11 protein-coding genes and 3 tRNA genes are annotated in these 12,862 nt (G+C 69.1%); 4 read left to right on the top strand and 10 right to left on the bottom strand.

From position 1 onward, the window contains the following. Nucleotides 1–88: 88 nt before the first annotated feature. Entirely contained in the window at nt 89–703 is a 615-nt protein-coding gene (gene leuD / locus ABD951_RS07475) for a 3-isopropylmalate dehydratase small subunit (RefSeq protein WP_345343171.1), read from the bottom strand. A 27-nt stretch (nt 704–730) separates the two neighbouring features. Continuing rightward, nucleotides 731–2,164, bottom strand: a complete 1,434-nt coding sequence (gene leuC / locus ABD951_RS07470; RefSeq protein WP_345343170.1) for a 3-isopropylmalate dehydratase large subunit — start codon at nt 2,162–2,164, stop codon at nt 731–733. A gap of 147 nt (nt 2,165–2,311) precedes the next feature. Here leuC and ABD951_RS07465 point away from each other — a divergent pair, with 147 nt between their 5' ends. The 3 genes from ABD951_RS07465 (at nt 2,312) to ABD951_RS07455 (ending at nt 3,881) form a co-directional block, all read left to right on the top strand. Continuing rightward, nucleotides 2,312–3,031: an IclR family transcriptional regulator gene (locus ABD951_RS07465; protein ID WP_345343168.1), complete on the top strand. Its 720-nt coding sequence runs from the start codon at nt 2,312–2,314 to the stop codon at nt 3,029–3,031. A gap of 87 nt (nt 3,032–3,118) precedes the next feature. Further along, the gene (locus ABD951_RS07460; RefSeq protein WP_345343166.1) at nt 3,119–3,616 is read left to right on the top strand and encodes a pyridoxamine 5'-phosphate oxidase family protein; all 498 of its coding nucleotides are present in this window, start codon (nt 3,119–3,121) and stop codon (nt 3,614–3,616) included. 97 nt (nt 3,617–3,713) lie between these two features. After that, entirely contained in the window at nt 3,714–3,881 is a 168-nt protein-coding gene (locus tag ABD951_RS07455; RefSeq protein ID WP_345343164.1) for a DUF5302 domain-containing protein, read from the top strand. Nucleotides 3,882–3,933: 52 nt separating this feature from the next. Here the strand turns inward: ABD951_RS07455 and ABD951_RS07450 are convergent. The 5 genes from ABD951_RS07450 to ABD951_RS07430 form a co-directional block, all read right to left on the bottom strand. Next, a tRNA-Glu gene (locus ABD951_RS07450) sits at nt 3,934–4,006 on the bottom strand. A gap of 47 nt (nt 4,007–4,053) precedes the next feature. Then, a tRNA-Glu gene (locus ABD951_RS07445) sits at nt 4,054–4,129 on the bottom strand. Nucleotides 4,130–4,184: 55 nt separating this feature from the next. Then, a tRNA-Gln gene (locus ABD951_RS07440) sits at nt 4,185–4,256 on the bottom strand. Nucleotides 4,257–4,394: 138 nt separating this feature from the next. Beyond that, on the bottom strand, nt 4,395–5,870 hold the full coding sequence (gltX, locus tag ABD951_RS07435; RefSeq protein ID WP_345343162.1) for a glutamate--tRNA ligase: 1,476 nt from the start codon (nt 5,868–5,870) through the stop codon (nt 4,395–4,397). A gap of 116 nt (nt 5,871–5,986) precedes the next feature. Next, nucleotides 5,987–6,760 (bottom strand): fumarylacetoacetate hydrolase family protein, encoded by a 774-nt coding sequence (locus tag ABD951_RS07430; RefSeq protein ID WP_345343160.1) that lies wholly within the window; start codon nt 6,758–6,760, stop codon nt 5,987–5,989. 118 nt (nt 6,761–6,878) lie between these two features. On the opposite strand from ABD951_RS07430, the gene ABD951_RS07425 reads away from it, so the two are divergent. After that, the gene (locus ABD951_RS07425; protein WP_345343158.1) at nt 6,879–8,084 is read left to right on the top strand and encodes an MFS transporter; all 1,206 of its coding nucleotides are present in this window, start codon (nt 6,879–6,881) and stop codon (nt 8,082–8,084) included. A gap of 105 nt (nt 8,085–8,189) precedes the next feature. Here the strand turns inward: ABD951_RS07425 and ABD951_RS07420 are convergent, their stop codons facing one another. From ABD951_RS07420 to ABD951_RS07410, 3 genes are all read right to left on the bottom strand, one after another. Continuing rightward, nucleotides 8,190–9,203 carry a 3-isopropylmalate dehydrogenase gene (locus tag ABD951_RS07420; protein ID WP_345343156.1) on the bottom strand — a complete coding sequence of 338 codons (1,014 nt, stop codon included), beginning with the start codon at nt 9,201–9,203 and terminating at the stop codon, nt 8,190–8,192. Between the two features lie 111 nt (nt 9,204–9,314). Then, a complete protein-coding gene (gene serA, locus ABD951_RS07415; RefSeq protein ID WP_345343154.1) occupies nt 9,315–10,907 on the bottom strand; it encodes a phosphoglycerate dehydrogenase in 1,593 nt (530 codons plus the stop codon). A 169-nt stretch (nt 10,908–11,076) separates the two neighbouring features. Continuing rightward, a complete protein-coding gene (locus ABD951_RS07410; protein WP_345343152.1) occupies nt 11,077–12,771 on the bottom strand; it encodes a SulP family inorganic anion transporter in 1,695 nt (564 codons plus the stop codon). Nucleotides 12,772–12,862: the final 91 nt, after the last annotated feature.

The following is a 12,862-nucleotide window of genomic DNA, read 5'->3' as shown; positions in this document are numbered from 1 at the left end:
TGGGCAAGAGTCCATGTGCCACGCCAATTCTCATGCCTCTCTCAGCGGCGTGGCGCCCCATTTCCGGCCTCCGGTGTGCTTAGCGCTCCTATGCTTCCCCGTCCGAGACGTGTGCGGGCAACGTCGCCGGTTTCCATGACGGCCTTGCCTTTTCGTACTCGTAAATCGCCTCTACCTGGCGCAACGTGAGTCCGATGTCGTCGAGACCCTCCAGCAGACGCCACCGCGTGTAGTCGTCAATGGCGAAGGGCACCACCAAAGTTCCGGCGCTCACGGTCTTCGACGTGAGATCCACGACAATTTCCAGACCGGGGTGTTCCTCGAGCGCCTTCCACAGCAATTCGACGTCCGACTGCTCCACCTGAGCGGCGAGCAACCCGGCCTTGCCGGCGTTGCCGCGGAAGATGTCCGCGAACCGGGACGAGATCACGACCCGGAATCCGTAGTCCGACAGTGCCCACACCGCGTGCTCGCGGGACGAGCCGGTGCCGAAGTCCGGACCCGCCACCAACACGCTGCCCTTGTCGAACGGCGCGGTGTTGAGGATGAACCCGGGGTCGGTGCGCCACGCGGCGAAGAGCCCGTCCTCGAATCCGGTGCGGGTCACCCGCTTCAGGTAGACCGCAGGAATGATCTGGTCGGTGTCGACATTGGAACGCCGCAGCGGGACGCCGATGCCTTTGTGAGTCGTGAAGGCTTCCATCGAGATATCTCCTACTCGTTCCGATGCCTAGTCGAGATCTGCCGGGGCCGACAGCGTGCCGCGCACCGCGGTCGCCGCCGCCACCTGGGGCGAAACCAGGTGGGTTCGACCACCCTTGCCCTGCCGACCCTCGAAGTTCCGGTTGGACGTCGACGCCGAACGCTCACCCGAGGCGAGCTGGTCGGGATTCATGCCCAGGCACATCGAGCACCCGGCCTGCCGCCACTCCGCTCCTGCCGCCGTGAAGATCTCGCCGAGGCCCTCTTCCTCGGCCTGGGCCCGCACTCGCATCGAGCCGGGGACGACCAGCATCCGAACCCCGTCGGCGACCTTGCGGCCCTTGAGGACTCCGGCGACCGCGCGCAGGTCCTCGATCCGGCCGTTGGTGCACGACCCGACGAACACGGTGTCGACGGCGATGTCGCGCAGGGGGGTTCCGGCTTCGAGTCCCATGTACGCGAGCGCCTTCTCGGCCGCGGCCCGATCGCTCTCGTCGGCGATTGCGGCCGGATCCGGCACCGTCTCCCCCAGCGGCGCACCCTGACCCGGGTTGGTTCCCCAGGTCACGAACGGGGTCAGGGTCGACGCGTCGATGTGCACCTCGGCGTCGAAAACCGCGTCCTCGTCGGTCTTCAGCTCGTCCCAGGCGGCGACGGCAGCGTCCCAGTCGGCACCCTTCGGGGCGTGCGGACGCCCCTTGACGAACTCGTAGGTGATCTCGTCGGGCGCGATCATGCCGGCCCGCGCCCCGGCCTCGATCGACATGTTGCAGATCGTCATTCGGGCTTCCATGGACATCGCCCGGATCGCCTCGCCCCGATACTCGAGGACATAGCCCTGACCACCGCCGGTGCCGATCTTCGCGATCACGGCGAGGATCAGATCCTTGCTCGAGACCCCGGCGGGCAGTTCGCCGTCGACGGTGATCGCCATCGTCTTGAACGGACGCAGCGACAGCGTCTGCGTGGCCATCACGTGCTCGACCTCGCTGGTGCCGATTCCCATTGCGAGAGCGCCGAACGCGCCGTGGGTAGAGGTGTGACTGTCACCGCACACCACGGTCATGCCCGGCTGGGTCAGACCCAGCTGCGGACCGACCACGTGCACGATGCCCTGGTCCAGATCACCCATCGGGTGCAACCGCACCCCGAACTCCTCACAGTTGCGGCGCAGGGTCTCCACCTGCGTGCGCGAGACCGGGTCCGCGATCGGCTTGTCGATGTCGACGGTCGGGACGTTGTGGTCCTCGGTCGCGATCGTCAGGTCGGGGCGCCGAAGCGCACGACCCGCCAAGCGAAGTCCGTCGAACGCCTGCGGGCTCGTCACCTCGTGGACGAGGTGCAGGTCGATGTAGATCAGGTCGGGCTGCCGGGCACTGCCCTCACCCTCACCCCGGACGACGACATGCTGGTCCCACACCTTCTCCGCCAGTGTGCGCCCTCTGCTGGCCATGTGCTCCACCTCTTCGTGATCGGTCGGCTCACGGGCTACGGGCTGGCCCGCTCGGTCCGACCTCCATCATCTCTCGGTTCACGTCGGTGCCGTCGTCCCGGGATGCGCATCCGTACCGGACGTGCATCTCAGAATGCGGGACGATAGTATCGACCTATGAGACAGCATAGCGCCTCCGGCCCCACCAGCGGGATCGGGGTTCTCGACAAGGCGATGACGGTGTTGCGCGCCGTCGCCGACACTCCGTGCAATCTCGGAGAGCTGTGCGCCCGCACCGGACTTCCCCGCGCGACCGCACACCGGCTGGCCGTCGGGCTCGAGGTGCACCGGCTGCTGACCCGCGACACCGACGGGTTGTGGCGCCCCGGCCCCGGCCTGGCGGAACTCGCACCCACCGCCAACGACAACCTGCTCGAGGCCGCGGCACTGGTGCTGCCCCGGCTGCGCGAGATCACCGGCGAGAGCGTCCAGCTCTACCGTCGCGAGGGCCTGCATCGGGTCTGCGTCGCCGCGATGGAGCCCCCGACCGGACTGCGCGACACCGTCCTCGTCGGCGCACGCCTGCCGATGACCGCCGGTTCGGGCGCCAAGGTGCTGGTGGCGTGGGCGGATCCGCAGGTGCAGCGGGCGGTCCTGCCCGACGCCCTGTTCAGCGAGCGCGTGCTGGTCGAGGTCCGGAAGCGGGGCTGGGCACAGAGCGCGGCCGAACGCGAACCGGGTGTCGCCAGCGTCGCCGCACCCGTCCGCGACCGCAGCGGCACCGTCGTCGCCGCGATCTCGGTGTCGGGCCCGATCGACCGGATGGGCCGCCGACCCGGCGCCCGCTGGGCTGCGGACCTTCTCGCCGCCGCCGAAGCACTGCAGAAGCGTCTCTGAGTCGAGATCCCCGTTCCCGGCGCGACCCCCACGTGGCACAGTGCTCGTGAGAACACGTTCCAACTCACCGAACGGGAGGACGACGCAGTGGGCACCAAACAGCGCGCTCAGGTCACGATGACCGAGGCCGAGATCACCGAATTCGTCGAACACAGTCGAGTCGCGACGATGGCCACCATCGGGCCGAGTGGTGCCCCGCACCTGATCGCGATGTGGTACGCGATCGTCGACGGCGAACTCTGGTTCGAGACGAAGGCCAAGTCACAGAAGGCCGTCAACCTACGCCGCGACGACCGCATCACCGTGATGATCGAGGACGGCGAGACGTACGACACCCTGCGCGGCGTCTCCTTCGAGGGCACCGCCGAGATCGTCGACGACGCGGCCGCGCTCTGGGCCGTCGGCGTCAGCATCTGGGAGCGCTACACCGGCCCCTACACGAAGGACGTCGACCCGGCGATCGAGATGATGCTCAACAAGCGCGTGGCGGTACGGGTGAAGCCTGAGCGGGTTCGCTCGTGGGACCACCGCAAGCTCGGCCTGCCGGCGATGCCCGTCGGCGGCAGCACCGCCGAGTACCTCTGACCCCCACCGGCTGAAAATCGAGCGGCGGCACCGCCGCCGTCGCGGTACGGTCACGATGCGACCACCCATCGGACGGATCATCCAGGAGGAACGCATCGTGACCGAATCCGAGAGCGAACAGATCAAGGAACAGTTCCGCGCGGCACTCGAGCGCAAGAACCACCAGCACTCGATACACGGCAACGCACCGGCCGGCGACTCGAAGGTCCATCACGCCCACGGCCCCGCCGACCACAAGCGTGAATTTCGCCGCAAGAGCGGCTGACCCGACCCGAGAAACACGAAGACCCTCCGGCGAACCGGAGGGTCTTCGTTCGTAGCCCCGACGGGATTTGAACCCGCGCTACCGCCTTGAGAGGGCGGCGTCCTAGGCCGCTAGACGACGGGGCCAGGACTTCGATCGATGATTCGATCGAGCAGAATCGGCACGCTCTCCGTGGTAGCCCCGACGGGATTTGAACCCGCGCTACCGCCTTGAGAGGGCGGCGTCCTAGGCCGCTAGACGACGGGGCCAGGGGGACGTGCCGTGTACTGCATGGACACCCGATGATCACTCACCGGATTTCCGCTGGGGTACCAGGACTCGAACCTAGAATGGCTGAACCAGAATCAGCTGTGTTGCCAATTACACCATACCCCAATGGCTTGTCCCGACGTCCTTCGCTGCGAGGCGGAGGCCGTCGTTCGAACCGAGGAGAACTTTAGCAAAGCCCACCCGTCATCCTCCAAATCGGCTGGTCAGGGGCATGAAACCGGGCCACCCGACCAGCCGACGAGGTCACTGGGTGATGGTTTCGCGGGCGGCACGCAGCCGTGCCATCGTGGTCTCGCGACCGAGCAGCTCCATCGACTCGTACAGCGGCGGGCTGACGTGCGAACCGGTCACCGCGACCCGAACCGGGGCAAACGCCTTGCGCGGCTTGAGCTCGAGACCCTCGATCAGGGCGGCCTTCAGCGACTCCTCGATGTCGGCCGTCGCCCAGCTGCTCAGGCCGTCGAGCGCGGCGATCGTGGCATCGAGAACCGGCGCCGCGTCCGCACCCAGGTTCTTCGCCGCCGCGGCGGGATCGACGACGAACTCGGCTTCGTCGACGAACAGGAACTCGAGCAGGTCCCACGCGTCACCCAGCACCACGATCCGGGTCTGCACGAGTTCCGCGGCGACCGCGAACTGGTCCGCGGTCAGCGCGTCGACGGGACGCCCGTGCGCCTCCAGGAAGACACGCAGGCGGGCCGCGAAGTCCGCCGGCTCGAGCATCCGGATGTGCTCGGCGTTGATCGCATCCGCCTTCTTCTGGTCGAACCGGGCGGGGTTCGAGTTCACCTTCGTGATGTCGAACGCCGCGACCATCTCGTCGAGGGTGAACACGTCGCGGTCGTCGGCGAGGCTCCAGCCGAGCAGCGCCAGGTAGTTCAGCAGACCCTCGGGGATGAAGCCGCGATCCCGGTGGATGAAGAGGTTCGACTCGGGGTCACGCTTGGACAGCTTCTTGTTGCCCTGCCCCATCACGAACGGGAGGTGACCGAACTCGGGTGTGAGATCGGCCACCCCGATGCGCTGCAGCGCCGCGTACAGCGCGAGCTGCCGGGGCGTCGACGACAGCAGGTCCTCGCCGCGCAGGACGTGGGTGATCTTCATCAGCGCGTCGTCGACGGGGTTGACGAGCGTGTACAGGGGGATGCCGTTGCCGCGGGTGAGCGCGAAGTCCGGGACGGTTCCGGCCTTGAACGTGGTCTCGCCGCGCACCAGGTCCACCCACGTCAGGTCGTGGTCCGGCATCCGCAGCCGGATCACCGCCTTGCGGCCCTCCGCGCGGTAGATCTCCTTCTGCTCCTCGGTGAGGGTGCGGTCGAAGTTGTCGTAGCCGAGCTTCGGGTCCCGCCCGGCGGCGTGGTGCCGCGCCTCGACCTCCTCGGGCGTGGAGAACGACTCGTACGCCTCGCCGGCCTCGACCAGCCGCCGCACGATGTCCAGGTGCAGGTCGCGCCGCTGGGACTGCCGGTACGGCTCGTAGGGGCCACCCACCTCGGGCCCCTCGTCCCAGTTCAGCCCCAGCCAGCGCAGCGCGTCGAGGATCGCCTGGTACGACTCCTCCGAGTCGCGGGCGGCGTCGGTGTCCTCGATGCGGAAGACGAACTTGCCGCCGTGGTGTCGCGCGTAGGCCCAGTTGAACAGGGCGGTGCGGACGAGCCCGACATGCGGGGTTCCGGTGGGAGACGGACAGAAACGAACGCGCACTTCGCTGGTGGTCATGGCTCACTTGGGTCGCAGGGGAAAGCGGTCCCCTACAGGTTAGTCCCCGGATCGCGACCAGCAGGCGGGACGCACGCTCGCTCCCGGAAAGCGCGCGGCCCGCGAGCGCGGCCGGATCACCCCTTGGCGGCGACCGGATTCGTCAGGGTGCCGATGCCCTCGACGGTGATGCTGACGCTGTCACCGGCGACGATCGGGCCGACCCCCTCCGGGGTCCCGGTGAGGATCACGTCACCCGGCAACAGCGTCATCACCGCGGAGATCCACTCGATGATCTTCGGGATGTCGTGCAGCAGAAGAGAAGTGCGGCTGCGCTGCTTGACCTCACCGTTGACCTCGGTGCGGATCTCGACGTCGGACGCGTCGAGCTTCGTCTCGATCCACGGCCCGAGCGGGCAGAAGGTGTCGTGCCCCTTCGCGCGCGTCCACTGACCGTCGTGGCGCTGCTGGTCGCGGGCGGAGACGTCGTTGGCGACGGTGTAGCCGAGCACCACGTCGAGCGCCTTCGAGGCAGGCACGTCCTTGCACGGCCGGCCGATCACGATCGCGAGCTCACCCTCGTAGTGGACCTCGTTCGAGCTGGGCGGCAACACGATCGGCGCACCGGGGCCGACGATCGCGGTGTTCGGCTTGATGAAGATCACCGGGTCCGCGGGCGCCTCGGATCCCATCTCGGCGGCGTGCGCAGCGTAGTTCTTGCCGACGCAGATCACCTTGCTCGCCAGGATCGGGGCGAGCAGCCGGACGTCGGCCAGCGGCCAGCTGCGACCGGTGAAGGTCGGCGTCCCGAAGGGATGCTCGGCGATCTCCTTCGCGACGCGCGCATCCCCCTCCCCCTCGATCGACACGAAGGCGACCCCATCCGGGCTGGCAATTCGTCCTAGACGCATGGGCGCAGTCTATCGACCCGATTCCGGCACACGGGTTTCCGCCCGCCTCGGGCGGGTATACACTCGGGCCATTGTTTCACTTTTTAAGATCAATGTTTCACATATTGGGACGGTGAGCATGAGCATTCAGGTCCGCACCGACCGGATCGGCACGACCCGACGATGGACGATGCTCGCGCTCGGCGTCTTCGCCCAGGCGGCGGGCGCGATCTTCTCGAACGGACCGGCGTTCCTGATCCCGACCCTGCACGACGAGTACGGAATGAGCCTGGCGCGCACCGGGTTGATCGCGGCCGCGCCGACCGTCGGCTTCCTGGTGAGCCTGATCGCCTGGGGTGCGGTGGTCGACCGGATCGGCGAACGCCGCGTGCTGGCGATCGGTCTGGGAGCCGCCGCGGTGGCGGGTGCCGCGGCCGCGCTGAGCTCCTCGTTCGTCGCACTGGGAGCGTTCCTGCTGCTCGGCGGCATGGCGGCGTCGAGCGCCAACGCCGCGAGCGGTCGCGTGGTGGTGGGCTGGTTCCCGCCCGAGCGGCGTGGATTCGCGATGGGCATCCGGCAGATGGCGCTACCGCTCGGCGTCGCCGTGGCCGCGCTGACCGTCCCGCGCCTGGCCGCGGGCCCGGGGATCGGCTGGGCGCTGGCGGTGCCCGCCGTCGTGTGCGCCGTCGCCGCCCTGGCGTGCCTGCTGCTGGTCGTCGACCCGCCGCGGCCGACTCGGGCCGCGGCCTCGGAACAAGGGCTGCTGGACAACCCGTATCGCGGTCGGGACGTGTTGTGGCGGATCCACGCCGTCTCCACCGCGTTGGTCGTCCCGCAGTATCTGGTGTGGACGTTCGCGCTGGTGTGGCTGATGACCGACCGGAACTGGTCGGCCACCGCCGCCGGGGTGCTGATCACGGTGACCCAGCTGTTCGGTGCGCTGGGGCGGATCGGCGCAGGCGCCTGGTCGGATCGGGTGGGCAGCCGGATGGGTCCGTTGCGGACGGTCGCGCTCGCCGCCGCGGCTTGTATGGCCGCGCTGGCCCTGACGGACTGGCTGGATTCGCCCGTGTCGGTGCTGCTGCTGGTGGTGGCCTCCGTCGTCACCGTCGCGGACAACGGCCTGGCCTTCACCGCGGTGGCCGAGATCGCCGGGCCGTACTGGAGCGGCCGGGCGCTCGGCGCCCAGAACACCAGCCAGTACCTGGCGGCGTCGGTCGTCCCGCCGTTGTTCGGGGCGCTGATCGCCGCGGCCGGGTTCCCGGTCGCGTTCGCGGTCGCCGCCGTGTTTCCCCTCGCGGCCGCCCCCCTGGTGCCGGACGACCCCGCCGGAACCGTGCCGTGAGTGGAGGTTCGGTCCCGTCGGACGCCCCGTGCCCGGCGCGACCCCGGGGTGAACACGGCGCCGCCCGCGCACCGAACGGTGCGCGGGCGGCGCCGTGCGACCGTACTAGAGCGCGGCGGCGATCCGGTCTCCGACCTCGGTGGTCACGATCGGGCCGTCGCCACGGGACGCGAGATCGGCCTCGACGGCCCGCTCGACCCGGGCGGCGTCCTCCTCGCGGCCGAGGTGCCGCAGCAGCAACGCCGCGGACAGGATCGCGGCCGTCGGGTCGGCGACCCCCGTGCCCGCGATGTCCGGAGCGGACCCGTGTACCGGCTCGAACATCGACGGGTTGGCGCCGGAGGCGTCGATGTTGCCGGACGCGGCGAGACCGATGCCTCCGGTGACCGCGCCGGCCAGGTCGGTGATGATGTCGCCGAACAGGTTGTCGGTGACGATCACGTCGAACCGGCCCGGGTCGGTGACCATGTAGATGGTCGCGGCGTCGATGTGGCAGTACGCCGTCTCGACATCCGGGTACTCGGCGCCGACCGTCTCGATCGCGCGGGTCCAGATCGCACCGGCGTTCGAGAGCACGTTGGTCTTGTGGATCAGCGTCAGGTGCTTGCGGCGGGTCTGGGCCAGCGCGAACGCGTAGCGCACCACCCGCTCGGCGCCGAACCAGGTGTTGATCGAGACCTCGGTCGCGATCTCGTGGTCGGTGCCGACGCGGATCGCTCCGCCGTTGCCGGTGTACGGGCCCTCGGTGCCCTCGCGGACGACGACGAAGTCGATGTCCGGGTTCGCGGCGAGCGGCGACGTCGAGCCCGGGTAGGTGCGGGCCGGGCGCAGGTTCACGTGGTGATCGAGCTGGAACCGCATGTTCAGCAGGAGGCCACGCTCGAGGATGCCCGGACCGACGAGGCGCGGGTCGCCGATCGCGCCGAGCAGGATCGCGTCGTGCTGACGGATCGCGGCGAGCTCGGCTTCCGGCAGCAGTTCACCGGTCTCGTTGTAGCGCTTGGCGCCGAGGTCGTACTCGGTGGTCTCCAGGTCCGGGACGAGCTTCCGCAGCACCTTCAGCGCTTCCGCGGTGACCTCGACACCGATGCCGTCACCGGGGATGACTGCAAGCTTCATGAACACACTCTCTTTTCCTCGTGGCGCCAGGCGGAGGCTGGGCCGTGAATCCGACTGTGGCCGTGACCGTTTCGTCCAACGGTCACGGCCACAGTCGATGTCGGGAACCGATCAGGACAGGTCGACCTGGGCGACGCGGGCGTCGAGCTTCTCGACGATCTGCGCGACCTCGGCGTCACCGACGACACGGTCGACGCGCAGGATCACGGTCGCACCCTGGCCCTCGGCGTCCTGGCTCAGCGCCGCGGCCTGGATGTCGACGCCGGCGTTGCCGAGCACCGTGCCGAGGGTGCCGAGCACGCCCGGGCGATCCGTGTAGTGCACGACGATGTTGTGGCCCTCGGCACGCAGGTCGAAGCTGCGGCCGTTGATGTTGACGATCTTCTCGACCTGCTGCAGCCCGGTCAGCGCGCCGGACACCGCGGTGACGGTCCCGTCGGCGGCAACCGCGCGGACCTCGACGGCGCTGCGGTGGGTCAGGGCCTCGCTGTGCTTGTCGACCTCGACGCCGACACCACGCTGCTCGGCGAGCTGCGGGGCGTTGACGAACGTGACCGCCTCGTCGCTGCTGGCCGAGAACAGCCCGCGCAGGGCGGCCAGACCGAGGATGTCGACGTTCTCGGCGGACAGCTCACCGCTGGCGATGACCTGGACGTTCTGCACGGCCTCCGGGGACAGCGTGCCCGCGATCAGACCGAGCTTGCGGACCAGCTCGAGCCACGGCGCGACCTCCTCGCCGACCGGACCGCCGGAGACGTTGACGGCGTCCGGGACGAACTCGCCGGCCAGGGCCAGCAGGACGCTCTTGGCGACGTCGGTACCGGCACGGTCCTGCGCCTCGCCGGTCGAGGCACCCAGGTGCGGGGTCACGACGACGTTGTCGAGGTCGAAGAGCCTCGAGTCGGTGCACGGCTCGGTGTTGAACACGTCGAGGCCGGCGGCGCGCACCTTGCCGGACACGAGCGCGTCGTACAGGGCGTCCTCGTCGATCAGACCGCCGCGGGCCGCGTTGACGATGATGACGCCGTCCTTGGCCCTCGCGAGCCGCTCGGCGTTGATCAGGCCGGCCGTCTCCTTGGTCTTCGGCAGGTGCACCGAGATGAAGTCCGCACGCTCGACCAGTTCGTCGATCTCGACCAGCTCGATGCCGAGCTGCGCGGCCCGCGCGGCGGGCAGGTACGGGTCGTACGCGATGACGTTGGTCTCGAAGGCGGCCAGGCGCTGCGCGAACAGCTGACCGATGCGGCCGAGGCCGACGACGCCGACCGTCTTGCCGAGGATCTCGGTGCCGTTGAAGCTGGACCGCTTCCAGGTCCGCTCACGCAGCGTGCGGTCGGCGGCGGGGATCTGACGCGCGGTCGACAGCAGCAGCGACACCGCGTGCTCGGCCGCCGAGTGGATGTTGGAGGTCGGCGCGTTGACGACCATGACGCCACGCTCGGTGGCGGCCGGAATGTCGACGTTGTCGAGGCCGACGCCGGCACGGCCGACGATCTTCAGCTTGGTCGCGGCGGCCAGCACCTCGGCGTCCACCGTGGTCGCGGAGCGGACCAGGAGGGCGTCGGCCTCGGGCACCGCGGCGAGCAGGGCGGGGCGGTCCGGCCCGTCCACCCAGCGCACCTCGACACCGTCTCCGAGCGCATCGACGGTCGATTGTGCGAGCTTGTCGGCGATCAGGACAACGGGACGGCCATTCTGGCTCACGAGTGAACTCCCTGTGCTAGATGTCTGGGCGGATCGTCCTCGAACCCGGGGGTCGACTCGGGCCTCACCCCCGGAGTTCGTGACCTGGACAGCTTAGTGGCCCCGCTGCTCACGTATCACCCCGCGGGTCGGGCGTACCACATGGTGGACGCGCCGGTCGTCGATTCCGCTAGCGATTCCTCTCGGCCTCGAACGCCTCGACGGCCGTGTCGATCGTCGGGTGGAAGCGGTCGGGCCCGAACCGCTCCCCCAGGCCGAGCCTGCGCAACTTGTCCTTCACCGGGTCCTTCATCTCCGCGAACACGAGGTGAATTCCGTTGCCGGACAAGAACTGGTCGAGTTCGACCAGCTCGTCCATCGCGGTGGTGTCGATGTCGGTGATCGGCTCCGCCGCGATGACCACCCACCGGACCGTCTCCGGCGCGGCGGCGACGATCCCCCGGGTGTAGTCGTCGAAGATCGCACCGTTCGCGAAGAACAGTTGTGCGTCGAACCTCACGATCACCAGACCCGGAATTCGACGCCCGGTCGGGTTCCGCATGATGTCGTGGTAGCCGTCCACGCCCGGCACCGCCACGAGCTCGGTGCGGTACGGACGCCAGGCGTGCACGACGACCGCCACGAACGACAGCCCGATCGCGATGAGGATGCCCTCGAGCACGCCGACCAGGGCGACCCCGAGGAACGCGGCGATCGCCAGACCGGTCTCGATCCGGCTCATCGACCACATCGAGGTGAGGCTGCGGACGTCGACGAGCGAGGTCGCCGCCACGATCACGACCGCGGCGAGGGCGGCGGACGGCAGGTAGGCGGTCACCCGCGGCGCGACCAGGATGAACACCACGATCAGGACCGCACCGACCACGCCGGCCAACTGGGTTCGCGCACCGTTCTGTTCGGCGACCGGGGTGCGGGACGAACTCGCCGACATCGGGAAACCGCCGAGGAGACCGCTCGCGACGTTGGCGGTGCCGATCGCCCGCATCTCGTGGCTGCCGTCGACGGATTCCCCACGCCGGGCGGCGAAGGTGCGGGAGAGCACGCCGGTGTCGGCGAACGCGACCAGCGCGATACCCGCGGCCGGACCGATCAGCTCGGCCACGTCCGACCACCGCAGCCCGCCGAGCGCGGGCGCGGGCAGGCCGTGCGGCAGTGCGCCGGCCATCGGGATCGCGTCGGCGAGGCCGAGCGCGTAGCAGACGACGATCGATCCGATCACGGCCACCAGCACACCGGGGATTCGGCTGTGCAGCAGCTTGAACCCCACGATCACCGCGATGCCGCCGAACCCGATGGCCGCGGCCGTGCCGTCGACCTCGCCACCGGCGATCGCGGACACCGTCAGCCGGATCTCGTCGATCAGGTTGACCCCGTCTATGGAGAATCCGAGCAGTTTCGGGATCTGACTGACGACCACCACCAGGGCGATGCCGTTGAGGTAGCCGATCCGGATCGGTTTGGACAGCAGGTCGGTGACGAAGCCGAGCTTGAGCAGGCCGCCGACGATCAGGATCGAGCCCATCAGGATCGCCAGCAGGCCGGCGAGCGCGACCGCGCGGGCCGAGTCACCGGCCGCCAGGGGGAGGACGGCGGCGCCGATGATCGGAGCGAGCGAGGAGTCGGGGCCGAGGACGAGGATCTTCGACGGTCCGACGAGGGCGTATACGAGCAGGGGGACGATGGTCGCGTACAGGCCCGTCTCGGGTGGCAGCCCCGCCGCCTGCGCGTACCCCATGCCGGCCGGGATCAGGAGCGCGGTCAGCGCGATACCGGCGGTGACGTCCTTGCGAAACCAGGGCCGCTCGTAGTGTCGCGCGACCTCGACGCCGGGAAGCCACTGCTGCATCACCGATTCACGTGTCATCGACCACCTGCCTGAAGCACAAAAGCCCGATGTCCTTCCGGACAGTGTGCACCGTTCGGAAGGACATCGGGCGTTGACATGCGCTTCGCGC

Source organism: Rhodococcus olei (assembly GCF_039540555.1).
Lineage (GTDB): Bacteria > Actinomycetota > Actinomycetes > Mycobacteriales > Mycobacteriaceae > Rhodococcus_G > Rhodococcus_G olei.
This window is presented reverse-complemented; position numbering and strand designations above follow the sequence as displayed.

Excerpts from the sequence above, each read along its gene's own strand:
- ABD951_RS07410 (WP_345343152.1), bottom strand. The coding sequence starts at position 12,771 with ATGACACGTGAATCGGTGATGCAGCAGTGGCTTCCCGGCGTCGAGGTC.
- ABD951_RS07420 (WP_345343156.1), bottom strand. The coding sequence starts at position 9,203 with ATGAAGCTTGCAGTCATCCCCGGTGACGGCATCGGTGTCGAGGTCACC.
- ABD951_RS07430 (WP_345343160.1), bottom strand. The coding sequence starts at position 6,760 with ATGCGTCTAGGACGAATTGCCAGCCCGGATGGGGTCGCCTTCGTGTCG.
- leuD (WP_345343171.1), bottom strand. The coding sequence starts at position 703 with ATGGAAGCCTTCACGACTCACAAAGGCATCGGCGTCCCGCTGCGGCGT.
- ABD951_RS07425 (WP_345343158.1), top strand. The coding sequence starts at position 6,879 with ATGAGCATTCAGGTCCGCACCGACCGGATCGGCACGACCCGACGATGG.
- ABD951_RS07465 (WP_345343168.1), top strand. The coding sequence starts at position 2,312 with ATGAGACAGCATAGCGCCTCCGGCCCCACCAGCGGGATCGGGGTTCTC.
- gltX (WP_345343162.1), bottom strand. The coding sequence starts at position 5,870 with ATGACCACCAGCGAAGTGCGCGTTCGTTTCTGTCCGTCTCCCACCGGA.